This window comes from Halomonas sp. SL18_1 (assembly GCF_055755715.1).
Map to the genome: position 1 here is coordinate 794,229 of NZ_JBVTRK010000001.1, position 11,903 is coordinate 806,131.

General features: G+C 67.9%; 9 protein-coding genes, 1 tRNA gene and 3 pseudogenes. 9 read left to right on the forward strand and 4 right to left on the reverse strand.

Features of this window, described 5'->3' with window-relative positions:
• Nucleotides 1-48 precede the first annotated feature (48 nt).
• A pseudogene (locus ACSJDS_RS04065) lies at nt 49-977 on the reverse strand (tetratricopeptide repeat protein).
• 181 nt (nt 978-1,158) lie between these two features.
• Here ACSJDS_RS04065 and ACSJDS_RS04070 point away from each other — a divergent pair.
• Nucleotides 1,159-1,827: a vWA domain-containing protein gene (locus ACSJDS_RS04070; protein WP_473032203.1), complete on the forward strand. Its 669-nt coding sequence runs from the start codon at nt 1,159-1,161 to the stop codon at nt 1,825-1,827.
• A 48-nt stretch (nt 1,828-1,875) separates the two neighbouring features.
• The gene (locus ACSJDS_RS04075) at nt 1,876-3,747 is read left to right on the forward strand and encodes a protein phosphatase 2C domain-containing protein (protein WP_473032204.1); all 1,872 of its coding nucleotides are present in this window, start codon (nt 1,876-1,878) and stop codon (nt 3,745-3,747) included.
• 462 nt (nt 3,748-4,209) lie between these two features.
• Here the strand turns inward: ACSJDS_RS04075 and ACSJDS_RS04080 are convergent.
• Nucleotides 4,210-4,286: transfer RNA gene (locus ACSJDS_RS04080), tRNA-Met, on the reverse strand.
• A 195-nt stretch (nt 4,287-4,481) separates the two neighbouring features.
• Between ACSJDS_RS04080 and phbB the strand changes: the two genes are divergently transcribed.
• Nucleotides 4,482-5,228, forward strand: coding sequence for an acetoacetyl-CoA reductase (gene phbB / locus ACSJDS_RS04085; protein WP_473032205.1), 747 nt, complete (start codon nt 4,482-4,484; stop codon nt 5,226-5,228).
• Nucleotides 5,229-5,355: 127 nt separating this feature from the next.
• Here phbB and ACSJDS_RS04090 read toward each other — a convergent pair whose 3' ends face one another.
• Both ACSJDS_RS04090 and ACSJDS_RS04095 read right to left on the reverse strand, forming a co-directional pair.
• Nucleotides 5,356-6,114: a hypothetical protein gene (locus tag ACSJDS_RS04090; protein ID WP_473034974.1), complete on the reverse strand. Its 759-nt coding sequence runs from the start codon at nt 6,112-6,114 to the stop codon at nt 5,356-5,358.
• Entirely contained in the window at nt 6,003-7,706 is a 1,704-nt protein-coding gene (locus ACSJDS_RS04095) for a DUF349 domain-containing protein (protein ID WP_473032206.1), read from the reverse strand. Before ACSJDS_RS04095 ends, ACSJDS_RS04090 begins: the two co-directional genes overlap by 112 nt.
• Between ACSJDS_RS04095 and ACSJDS_RS04100 the strand changes: the two genes are divergently transcribed.
• The 6 genes and pseudogenes from ACSJDS_RS04100 (at nt 7,698) to sbcB (ending at nt 11,840) form a co-directional block, all read left to right on the forward strand.
• Nucleotides 7,698-7,862 carry a hypothetical protein gene (locus tag ACSJDS_RS04100; RefSeq protein ID WP_473032207.1) on the forward strand — a complete coding sequence of 55 codons (165 nt, stop codon included), beginning with the start codon at nt 7,698-7,700 and terminating at the stop codon, nt 7,860-7,862. The genes ACSJDS_RS04095 and ACSJDS_RS04100 overlap by 9 nt on opposite strands.
• Nucleotides 7,828-8,157, forward strand: coding sequence for a hypothetical protein (locus ACSJDS_RS04105; protein WP_473032208.1), 330 nt, complete (start codon nt 7,828-7,830; stop codon nt 8,155-8,157). The genes ACSJDS_RS04100 and ACSJDS_RS04105 overlap by 35 nt, the downstream gene beginning before the upstream one ends.
• A gap of 241 nt (nt 8,158-8,398) precedes the next feature.
• Nucleotides 8,399-9,162: pseudogene (gene minC, locus ACSJDS_RS04110) on the forward strand (septum site-determining protein MinC).
• Nucleotides 9,163-9,217: 55 nt separating this feature from the next.
• Nucleotides 9,218-10,036, forward strand: a complete 819-nt coding sequence (gene minD / locus ACSJDS_RS04115; RefSeq protein WP_473032209.1) for a septum site-determining protein MinD — start codon at nt 9,218-9,220, stop codon at nt 10,034-10,036.
• Nucleotides 10,033-10,284 carry a cell division topological specificity factor MinE gene (minE, locus tag ACSJDS_RS04120; RefSeq protein WP_102588074.1) on the forward strand — a complete coding sequence of 84 codons (252 nt, stop codon included), beginning with the start codon at nt 10,033-10,035 and terminating at the stop codon, nt 10,282-10,284. Before minD ends, minE begins: the two co-directional genes overlap by 4 nt.
• A gap of 67 nt (nt 10,285-10,351) precedes the next feature.
• Nucleotides 10,352-11,840 (forward strand): annotated as a pseudogene (sbcB, locus tag ACSJDS_RS04125) (exodeoxyribonuclease I).
• Nucleotides 11,841-11,903 lie beyond the last annotated feature (63 nt).

Sequence of the window (11,903 nt, forward strand, 5' to 3'; positions counted from 1 at the left end):
CTCTTCGCAAGCCCCGCCCCTGGGAGGCGGGGTGCATGGAGGACGCCCTCAGTAGAGCAGGGTGAAGAGGCGGCGGCGGTAGGTCACGGTCAGCGGGTGGTCGGCGCCCAGGGCGTCGAAGACTCGCAGCAGGGTCAGGCGGGCGGCATCGTCGCCGTAGGCGCGGTCGCGCTTCATCAGCGCCAGTAGCCCCTCCAGGCCCGCTTCGTAGTCGCCGTCGGCGACCTGGCGCAGGGCACGCTTGAACTGGGCCTCGCTGTCGTCGCGGCCCGCCAGGGCGGCCAGCTCCTCGTCGTCGGGGGCCTCCTCGGTGAACTCGATGCTGGCGCGCACGCCGCGGGCCGAGGGGGCATCCCGCTCCTCGGGGGCAGGTTGTCGAGCAGCGTGCGGGCGTCGTCGCCGCGACCCTCGGCGACCAGGGTGCGAGCCAGCGCTACCTGATAGGGGTAGTGCTCGGGATGGGCCTGCATCAGCTGCTCATAGAGCGCGCGGGCGGTGGCGGTGTCGCCCTGTTCGAGCGCCTCGGCGGCCTGCTCCTCGGGGCTGGCCGGCGCCGCTTCCGGAGCCGGGAAGTAGCGCCCCAGCCACTCGCGAATCTCCTTCTCGGGCAGCGCGCCCTGGAACTGGTCGACCAGCCCGCCCTGGCTGATCAGCTTGACGTCGGGCACCGAGCGCACGCCCAGCTGGGCGGCGATGTCCTGGTTTTCATCGATATCGAGTTTGGCGAGAATGAAGGTGCCGGCGTATTCCCGGGTGAGCTTCTCCAGCATGGGGGTCAGCGTCTTGCAGGGCTGACACCAGGGGGCCCAGCAGTCGAGCAGGACCGGCACCTGCATGGAGAATTCCAGCAGTTGCTGGATGTTGTCGCGATCGACGTCGATGATCAGCTGCTCATCCGGCGGTGCCGCCTGGGGTTGGGTGTCGGCGGATTCGTTGGCAGTCAGAGGGGCGCCGCTGCGGGGATCGACGATGGACATGGGCGATAGCCTTGCAAAAGAGTGAATTTGGCAGATAGATGCGGGTGGCGGGCCGCGGATTCAAGGGGGCGGGGCGTTGGCCGCTTTGCTCAAGCCGGCGGAGCATCGCGATACGCCCTGTGGTAGGCTCGTGATCGCCTGGTAGTCACATGGCCAGGCATTCAGATACGAGGAACCGTCGATGGCGACATATCAGCTGAACACCAGTAGCGACCTGATCGAGAACCCTTCCCCTCGCTGTGCCTGCATGCTGGTACTCGATACCTCCGCCTCGATGTTCGGCCAGCCCATCCAGGAATTGAACGCTGGGGTTCAGGAGTTCATCGCCTCGATCAAGGAAGACGAGATGGCCGCCTGCTCTGTCGAGCTCGGCGTCATCACCGCCGGGGGGCGCGTGACCGAGCAGCTGCCGTTCACCACCGCCATGAACATCACTCAGTGCCGCCAGTTTGCCGCCACCGGCTTGACGCCCCTGGGCTCGGCCATGGAGCTGGCGCTGGACCGCCTGGAGGCGCGCACCGCCGCCTATCGCAAGGCCGGAGTGGCCTACTACCAGCCGTGGCTGGTGGTGATCAGCGACGGCGTGCCCACCGACGACTGGCAGGCCGTGGCGGCCCGCGCCCGCTCGCTGGCGCAGCAGCGCAAGATGGTGGTGATGCCGGTGGGCGTCGAGGAGGCCGATCTCGATGCCCTGGGCGCCTTCTCCACGCGCCCGGCCAAGCGCCTCGATGGCCTGAAGTTCCGCGAGTTCTTCCTGTGGCTGTCGGCCAGCATGAGCCGTGTCTCGGCGTCCGCTTCGACCACCGCCCAGATCAAGCTGCCCCCCACGGACGGCTGGGACAGTATCTGACGGGCAGACAAGGGGCGCGCCGGGAGGTGCGGCCGGTAAGGAGGATGCGTGGCACTGTGGGGACGGGTGGTAACGGATGCGCTGGGCAAGCAGCGCAAGCTCGGCAAGCGTCTGGCCCGCGGCGGCGAGGGGGAGATCTTCGCCCTGCAGGGGCGGCCCGACGTGATCGTCAAGTGGTACTACCCCGAGGTGCTGCAGAAGCGCGGCGACGAGCTGCACCGCAAGGTAGAGGCCATGCGCGAGCTGCGCGACAGCCACATGACCCGGGACGTGTGCTGGCCGCTGATTCGCGTCTTCGATGACCGCCATCGCTGGATCGGTTTCGCCATGTACCGGGCGCGGGGCGTGAAGATGGGCCTGCTGGCCCATGCGCTGCTCTACGAGCGCTATTTCCCCAACCTCGACCGCCGGCAGATCGTCGGCTATCTGATCCGCTTTATCGAGATCGTCCAGCAGCTGCACCGGGCGGGCATCTGCATCGGCGACTACAACCTCAACAATGTCTACTGCGTGCCGGGTACCGGGCAGGTCACCCTGATCGACTGCGACAGCTACCAGCTGCGCGTGGCCGGCACCTTCTATCCCTGCCCGGTGGGAAGCCCCGACATGACCCCCAAGGAGCATCAGGGCATCGCCTTTCGCGATATCGTGCGCAACCCGCAGAGCGAGGCGTTTTCGCTGGCCATCGTGCTCTTCAAGTGCCTAATGCTGGGCCGCCACCCCTACGATATCGTCGGCGGCGACGACCCGGTACGGAACTTGCGCCGCGGCAACTTCGCCTACGGCCGCGGGCAGCGCGACGTGCCAGAGGGCGCCTGGTACGCGCTGTGGAGCGAACTGCCCGAGGCGATTCGCGACATGTTCGTCACCACCTTCACCGAGGGCGCCAACCAGCCGAGCCGCCGGGCTAGCCTGGCGCAGTGGCATGCCGCCCTGGAGACCTACCAGCAGCAGATGGACCGGGGGAATTTCCTCGTCGGCTGGTCAAGCCGAGCACCCCCGCATCTTCGGGAGGGCGGCATGTCGGATAAGCGGCACCCGTCCCTGTCGGGCCCGGCGGCGGCGGACGATGCGCACGAGGTTCGCCCCGCCTGGCAGGCCCTGGCCGCCGCCGTGGCCGGCCTGGCACACCTGGAGGCCTCCCCGGCGCTGCCCTGTCAGGACGCCGCCGCCTGCGTGCGCGCACCGCGTGCCGCCCTGGCGGTGGCCGACGGCGCCGGCAGCTCACCGGCCTCCGACCTGGGGGCCCGGGCGGTGGTCGGGGCGACCCTCCGGCTGGTGGATACCCTGGACGGGCAGCTGGTCGAGCTGCTGGATACGGCCGCCGAGCCCACCACCGAGACGCAGCGGCAGTTCGCCCTGCTGCTGGTCAAGCATGCCCAGGGCGTGCTGCGCGATCTGGCCGAGGCGCACTGCCGGCCGGTGCGCGACCTGCGCTGCACCCTCTCGGTGCTGATCCTGGGGCGGGAGCGGCTGCTGTGGCTCAAGGTGGGTGACGGCGCCATCGTCATGGAGCGGGCGGTGACCGTCGACCCGGCCGAGGCGGATGCCGGTCCTCAACTGGCGCCGCAGCTGACAACCCTGGGGGAGACCGGCAAGGGCGAGTTCGCCAATCAGACGCAGTTCATCGACGAGCGCCTGTCGCCTGAACAGGTGCAGAGCGGCAGCCAGCCGCTGAACCGGGTCACGGGGGTGGCGGTGATGAGCGATGGCGCGGCCGAGAAGTTCGTCGCCAGCGATGGAAGCCGGGTCTCCGGCCAGCTCAGCCACTGGTTCGACGACCTGCGCGGCGACCGGCTGCGCCACCGCGACCTGGTCCGCCTCTTCTACAGCGAGGCCTTCTGCCGCGGCACCACCGGCGACGACCGCGGCATCGCCCTGGCCTCGCGCTCCCTCGAGGCGCTGACGTCTGAGGTGTAAGCTCAATCACGGGGATGCAGTGAACGCCGCGTCGTCGGCCGGGTGCGTTTAGGCAGCCAAAAGAGGCGGATCAGTAGGTGACTGATCCGCCTCTCTAAAGCGTAACAAAAAACCGAGGCTGGTGGCCTCGGTTTTTGAATTTGGTAGCGGGGGCCGCTGACTTTGAAATGAAGAGCGAACCGACGGTCGTCGGTGCTGTTCGTGAGCGCAACAAAAAAACCGAGGCTGGTGGCCTCGGTTTTTGAATTTGGTAGCGGGGGCCGCTGACTTTGAAATGAAGAGCGAACCGACGGTCGTCGGTGCTGTTCGTGAGCGCAACAAAAAAACCGAGGCTGGTGGCCTCGGTTTTCGAATTTGGTAGCGGGGGCCGCTGACTTTGAAATGAAGAGCGAACCGACGGTCGTCGGTGCTGTTCGTGAGCGCAACAAAAAAACCGAGGCTGGTGGCCTCGGTTTTCGAATTTGGTAGCGGGGGCCGGATTTGAACCGACGACCTTCGGGTTATGAGCCCGACGAGCTACCAGACTGCTCCACCCCGCATCGACGTGGGCGTATTCTAACCCTTTGACGCTCTGTGTCAAGTAATCATTCAACGCTCGTGCACTCTGCGCCAAAGGGTCCATAATCATAAAGGATGGCTTGAAGGGGACTCCTTCAGCTAGCATCCTGTTGCGTATGGGATTTTGATCTGCATCAAGTAATCCTGTCGACATGTCATGATCAGGGAGGTGGAATATGGCTCAATCAGCACCCGTTGCCTGGGTAACCGGCGGAACCGGCGGCATCGGATCGGCGATCTGCCGCGCGCTGGCCGCAGCGGGCTATCAGGTCGTGGCGGGGTATAACAATCCGGAGAAGGCCAAGGCCTGGCTCGAGACCCAGAAGGCTGACGGTTTCGACAATATCGCCCTGTCCGGGGTGGACTTGACCAGCTATGACGCCTGTGTGGCCGGCGTCAAGGAGATAGAAGAGGCCCACGGTCCCGTCAGCGTGCTGGTCAACTGCGCCGGCATCACCCGCGATGGCACCCTGAAGAAGATGTCACCGGAACAGTGGCATGAAGTGATCGACACCAACCTCAACAGCGTCTTCAATACCTGCCGCAGCGTGATAGAGGGCATGCTGGAGCATGGCTACGGCCGGGTCATCAACATTTCCTCGATCAATGGCCGCAAGGGCCAGTTCGGCCAGGTCAACTACTCCGCCGCCAAGGCGGGGATGCACGGCCTGACCATGGCGCTGGCACAGGAGACCGCCACCAAGGGGATTACCGTCAACACCGTGTCGCCGGGCTATATCGCCACCGACATGATCATGAAGATTCCGGAGAAGGTGCGCGAGGCGATTCGCGAGACCATTCCGGTCAAGCGCTACGGCACGCCAGAGGAGATCGCGCGACTGGTGGTATTCCTGGCCGACAAGGAGGCGGGCTTCATCACCGGGGCCAACATCGATATCAACGGCGGTCAGTTCATGGGCTAAACCGGCGAAGCGTATCTTGTTGGATCAGGACGCGGGAGGCTTCGGCCTCCCGCGTGCATTTCTGCGCCGGGGTGACAGGGCGGCTGCCCGGTTGTGCGGCAGCCGCGGGGAGTCGCCGCCGCCGGTGCTATGGCGGCTCAGGGCGGGGGAGCTGGGTCAGACGGGTCAGCAGACCGTCGAACTCTCCCACTTCGCGCTGCCACTGCTCGGGCGAGACCGGGCCGGTGGCCAGCAGGCTGCGCAGCACGGCGCGGACCTCTTCGGCCCGCGAGAGCTCGCGGCCGAGCCCTTCGTTGAGCCGTTCGACCTGAATGGCCAGGCGCAGTGGCTCATCGTGCTGGTTGACCCGGCCCATGGCCAGCAGCGAGAGGTGCACGCGCAGTCGTGCCAGCTGCTCGGTGATTGCCTCGGCATCGTCGGGCCGGTGGCGGGCGGCATTGCGCTGCTCGTGGGCGGCGATCATGTCCGCAGGAAGTGCCAGGTCGTCGTCCAGCGGGACGCTCTCCGCCTTGCCCTCCTGCAGCAGCCTTGCGTCGGCCTGCAGGTGGGCGTCCAGCAGCGGCCGGCAGGCCTGCCAGCGCTGAATTTCTTCGACCACGGCAAGCCGCGTCAGGCGTTCCCGGCGGGCCCGGACGATGCCACTCCAGCGGCGTCGCATGCCCTCGGTGCGGCGGCCGGAGGGCAGCGGCTCCAGGGCGGCGGCCTGGTCGATGGCCTGCTCCAGCACCTCGCTATCGGCATGCCGGGTCGGATGCCAGGCGTCGAGGCGGTCGATCAGCGCCTGCATCTCATCCAGGCGCTGGCGAGCGCGCTGCACATGATCCTCGCGCTGGGCCTCCCGAGCGGCGAAGATCTGGTCGCATAGCCCGCGGAAAGTGCGCCACAGCGCCTGCTCCTCGCCGCGGGGGCGCGCCCGAGACTGCGCCAGCGCTGCTGCAGAGCCTTGGCCTCTTCGGCTCGAGCGGAGGGTGGCATCTGCTGTTCCAGAAGCGCGCCGGCCTGGTCGATCAACTGGCGCTTGGCCTTGGCGACCTCCTCGGCCCGCTGGTCGATCAGCCCCTGCAGCGCATGGCGGATGCGGCCAAAGCGGCGGCCGATCGCCTCTGCCTGGTCCCGGGGAACGGGCGAGTAGCGGCGCCACTCTTCCCGGGCCTGGTCGCGAATCCGGCGCAGCGCGTCGGGGTCGGCGTTCTCGGCGGGGGAGTCCAGCAGGGCCTCGAGCTGCTCGCACAGCGCCTCGCGGGCCTTCAGGTTGTGAGACCGTTCGGCGGCCAGGCGCTCGCGCCAGGGGCCGAGGCGCTCATGGATGCGGTCGGAGGCGGCGCGAAAGCGTTCCGAGAGCTCGCGGGTGGCGGCGGCATCGCCGAGTCCCTTCCAGTCGCGCACCAGCTGCCGGTGGCGACGGTCGAGCTCGGCGTCGCTCAGGCCGTCGTCGCCGGCCAGTGCCTCGATGGCCTGGCTCAGCTGCTCGCGCTTGGGGCCGGCGACGAAGCCGCGCCAGTCGCGCAGCTCGGCGAGGCGTGCGCCGAGCCGCTTCAGGTTGGCCAGATGAGGGCGAAGCGGCGCTGCCGGCAGCGTCTCGGCACGATGCCTCAGGCTCTGGTGCAGGCGGCTGGCCCCCTTGAAGGCGCCGCGCTCGAGCAGCTGTTCGAGCTGGGCCAGGTCCTCGCCGAAGCGTGCCAGCTGGGCGTCCAGATCGCCCTCCTGGCGCGCGGTGGCGCCGGCCAGCTCACTGCGAGCCCGCTTTAGGAGCGGGGTCTCGGGCAGGTCGTCAGGCCAGTCGCAGGCGTCCAGGTGGGCGGCCAGGCGCTGGTGATCACGGTTGGCCAGGGCCGTCTCGATCTCCTCCCGGCGGGCGACGACGCGCTCCCAGGCGGCAATGACCCTGTCGTAGTCGGCCATCACGGCATCGTAGCGCCGGCGCAGGGCCTCGTCAGTGATATGCAGCTCGGAGAGCGCCTGCCAGCGATTGGCCAGCAGCAGCTTCTGGGCGCGCAGGCTGGCGATGTCCTGCTCGCTGAGGGTGTCGCCCCGGGGGAGTCCGGCGAGGCTCTCTTCCAGGGCTTCGAGCAGCGCCTCGCGGGCCTCGCTGGCTCGCTCGTGGCGCCGCTCAGCCGCCGCCTGGGCGTGCTCCTGTGCTTCGTGGTCGGTGATCACCTTGCGACAGCGCAGGCTGGCATCCTGAAAGCGCTGCTCCTGGCCGGCATCGGGAAGGTCCTCCAGGGCCTCCCACTCGCGGACCAGGTGTCGGTAGCGGCCAGCATAGAGTGGCTCCCAGGGCGCGCGGGCTTGGGCCTCCAGGGAGCTGAGCAGGGACTCGCGGCGTTCGCGGGCGGCCTTGAGCGAAGCGGCATCGGCCCGCAGCCGATTGAGCCGCTCGCGGGCCTGGCGCATGACCTGGCGGTCGCGGCGCGCCTGCTGGGCCAGTCGCTGCAGGCCGGCTTCGCTGACGACCCGCTCGGCGGCGGCGTGACGCACGGCGGCAATCCCGTTCTCGCAGGCCTGGTGGATGAGGTCGTCTTCGCTCTCCAGGTGTGCCAGGGCAGCGAGGCGAAGCTGCTGGTTGTCGCCCTGCAGGGTGATGGCGACGAGCAGGGCGGTGTCGTCCAGCGCTTCGACCAGCGCCAGCCGTGAGGCGAGCTCGAGCCCCCGTCTGGCCGCACAGCAGCTCGGTCAGGTAGCTTCGCAGCTCCGGATTGTCGGGGCGTTGTGCGAGCAGGCGCAGGAGTGCCTCGGGGTCATCGAGCCGCGCCAGTGCCGTCCGCCGCACCTGAGGGTCATCGTCCAGGCAGAGCTGCTCCAGCGCCTGGCGCTGGTCGGGGCGAGCGGGGTCGAGCCGGCCGGCGGCCTGGCAGCGTACCTGGGCGTCGGCGTGCTGCCAGCGCGGGGCGAGAAAGCGTCGAAGAAATCCGGGCATGAGGTATCCTGAACTTTGGGCGCGTGGCTAGACCCCGCGCAAGCCACGATGGTCGCTATCGTGGTCGGCAATCTTTGTTTCATTGTTATCTAAGCATGCGCTGCGGCGGCAGAAAAGCCTGTGCGGCAGGTCGGGTGTGGCCAGATGGCGACAATGTCATTGTCGGCTCGCTGGCCGTATCATCAGTTGCAGGGGCCGGGGACTCGCTTAGCTTTAGTCCCACGACCCGATATCACCCGAGTGGAGCCCGGCAATGAGTCTCAACCTGGACAGGGCAAGCATGGCATTCACCTTCAAGGGGGGCATGCTGCCGATGACGGTCATGGAGCTGGCCAGCGCCGACCCCGAGCGCATTCGCGAGCAGCTTTCCGGCAAGCTCAGCCAGTCGCCGGCGTTTTCCAGCATACCCCGGTGGTACTGGCGGTCGAGAAGCTCGATGAGCCGCATCTGGCGCTGGAGCGCATCTGTGCCGTTTGCCGGGCCCACAAGCTGCTGCCGGTGGCGGTGCGCGGCGGTCCCGACCCGGTCAAGCAGTCGGCCTGGGCGCTGGGGCTGGGCTGGTTTCCGCCCAGCGACGGCGTTCGTGCCAGGCCGCTGGAGAGTGTGGCGGCGGTTGAGAGCGCCGCAGCGGTGGAGAGTGCCCCGGACGATGGCGACGCCCAGGCTGGCGAGGAGGCCGTCAGCGTGGCCAGCGGTGGGCGCATCTACCGCGGCACCGTCCGCTCCGGCCAGCAGGTCACCGCCCCGGAGGGCGACCTGGTGGTCATCGGGGCGGTGAACGCCGGTGCCGAGGTGCTGGCCGCCGGCAGCGTGCACGTCTACGGGGCGCTGCGCGGCCGGGCGCTGGCCGGCATCCATGGCGACACCCGTTCTGGCATTTTCTGTCGCGAACTGCGCGGCGAGCTGCTGTCGGTGGCCGGCAACTACAAGCGTCTCGAGGATATCGACCCGCAGCTGCTTGGCACGGCGGTGCAGGTCGCGCTGCGCGATGCCCAGCTGGAGATCACGCCGCTCTAGCGCCCACAGGCATATTCCTTATTCTTTATTTAACGCTTTCGAAAGGATGCTCAACTTGGCCAAGATCATCGTAGTGACCTCCGGCAAGGGTGGGGTCGGCAAGACAACCAGCGCAGCGGCCATCGCCACCGGGCTGGCGCTGCGGGGCAACAAGACCGTCGTGATCGATTTCGACGTGGGGCTTCGCAATCTGGACCTGATCATGGGCTGCGAGCGCCGCGTGGTCTATGACCTGGTTAACGTCATCCAGGGTGAGGCGGGGCTCAATCAGGCGCTGATCCGCGACAAGCGCGTCGACAACCTGCACATCCTCCCGGCGTCCCAGACCCGCGACAAGGATGCGCTGACCGCCGAGGGCGTCGAGAAGGTGCTCAAGACCCTGAGCAGCGACTTCGACTACATCCTTTGCGACTCGCCGGCGGGCATCGAGCGGGGCGCCCAGCTGGCCATGTACCACGCCGACGAGGCGATCGTGGTGACCAACCCCGAGGTGTCGTCGGTGCGCGACTCCGACCGCATCCTGGGGCTGCTGGCGTCCAAGACCCGGCGGGCCGAGCAGGGCGAGGAGCCGATCAAGGAGCACCTGCTCATCACCCGCTACAACGCCGAGCGGGTCGACGGCGGCGACATGCTCAATCTGGACGACATCCGCGAGATCCTGGCCATCGACCTGATCGGCCTGATTCCGGAGTCCGAGGCGGTGTTGCGGGCTTCCAACCAGGGGGTGCCGGTCACCCACGACGAGAAAAGCGATGCCGGACAGGCCTATGTCGATACCGTCTCGCGCCTGCTCGGCGAGGAGGTGCCGCTGCGCTTCCATGAGTTCCAGAAGAAGGGTCTGCTGAGCCGTATGTTCGGAGGAGGTCGCCGGTGAAGTTGCTTGAATTCCTGAAGCGCGAGCGCAAGAAGTCCGCGTCGGTCGCCAAGGAGCGGCTGCAGATCATCGTGGCGCATCAGCGCAGCCAGCGGGGCCAGCCCGATTACATGCCGATGCTGGAGAAGGAGCTACTGGAGGTGATCCGCCGCTATGTCCAGGTGGACGACGATGCCATCAACATTAGTCTGGACAGCGAGGACAACTGCTCGGTGCTGGAGCTCAACGTCACCTTGCCGCGGGCCTGAGCGGGGCGGACGCACGGTGTGCTAGGCTGTGGCCTTCAGCGACGCAGAGTCAGGAGACCCCTCGCCCATGGCGAAGCCCGATGCCGCCCCGATGACTTTCCTCTGGCACGACTACGAGACCTTCGGCGCCGACCCGCGTCGCGACCGCCCCTCGCAGTTCGCCGCGATTCGCACCGATGCCGACTTCCGTGAGATCGGCGAGCCGGTGGAGTGGTTCTGCAAGCCGGCCGACGACTTCCTGCCCCATCCCCAGGCCTGCCTGGTCACCGGGATCACCCCGCAGCAGGCCCGGCGCCGGGGGCTGCCCGAGGCCGAGTTCGCCGGGCGCATCCATGCCCTGATGAGCGAACCCGGCACCTGCGCGCTGGGCTACAACAGCCTGCGCTTCGATGACGAGGTCAGCCGTCATCTCTTCTACCGCAACCTGCTCGACCCCTACTCCCGGGAGTGGCAGAACGGCAACTCCCGCTGGGATCTGATCGATGCGGTGCGGGCCTTTCACGCCCTGCGCCCGGCGGGCATCGAGTGGCCCACCCGCGAAGATGGCGCGCCGAGCTTTCGCCTCGAGGACCTGACCGCCGCCAACGGAATCGAACACGCCGGTGCCCACGACGCCCTGGCCGATGTGCGGGCCACCATTGCCCTGGCGCGGCTGCTCAAGGCGCGCAATGCCAAGCTATTCGACTACCTGCTGTCGCTGCGCCGCAAGCGCGAGGCGGCGAAGGGACTCGATGTCATAAAGCGCAAGCCGGTACTGCACGTCTCGCGCCGCTATCCCGCCAGCCGCGGCTGCAGCGCCCTGGTGATGCCGCTGGCGGTGCATCCCACCAACCCCAACGGGGTGATCGTCTACGACCTCTCGGTGGACCCCGCCCCGCTGCTGGCTCTCGACGCCGAGCAGATTCGCCAGCGGGTCTTCGTCAGCAGCGAAGACCTGGCCGAGGGCGAGGCGCGCATCCCGCTCAAGGTGGTCCACATCAACAAGAGCCCGGTGATCCTGCCCGCCGCGGCGCTCAAGGACGTGGAGGGGCCGCGGCAGGGGGAGTATGGCGACATCGTCGAGCGCCTGGGGCTGGATCTGGGCGCCTGTCGCCGGCACTGGCAGCACCTGGTGGAAAGCCCCGAGGCCGCGGCCAAGGCGGCGGCGGTGTTCGCCGAGCCGCCGCCGGAAGGGCCGGCCGACCCCGATCTGATGCTCTACTCGGGGGCTTCTTCTCTCCCGCGGATCGCCAGCAGATGCAGCGGGTACGGGACACCGACCCCTGGGAGCTGGTGGAGGCGCGCTTCGCCTTTCAGGACCCCGCCTGGAGGAGATGCTGTTCCGCTATCGGGCGCGAAGCTTCCCGGACACCCTCACCGGCGAGGAGCAGGCGCGCTGGGAGGCTTTCCGCTGGGAGCGGATGAACGATGCGGCGCTGGCCGGCTTCACCCTGAAGGACTTCGCCCGCGAGATCGAGCGCCTCAATCAGGTGGCGCTCGGCGACCGCGACCGCCAGATCCTCGAGGAGCTGGTGATGCACGTGGAAGCGATCATGCCGCCCCAGGCCTTCGGCTAACGCTAACTGCCCGGCCAGACGACAGCGCCCGGTCATTGGGCCGGGCGCTGGATTCACACCTTG

Bases quoted from the DNA above. Each gene is read 5' to 3' on its own strand.
- phbB (WP_473032205.1), top strand. From the start codon at position 4,482: ATGGCTCAATCAGCACCCGTTGCCTGGGTAACCGGCGGAACCGGCGGC.
- ACSJDS_RS04070 (WP_473032203.1), top strand. From the start codon at position 1,159: ATGGCGACATATCAGCTGAACACCAGTAGCGACCTGATCGAGAACCCT.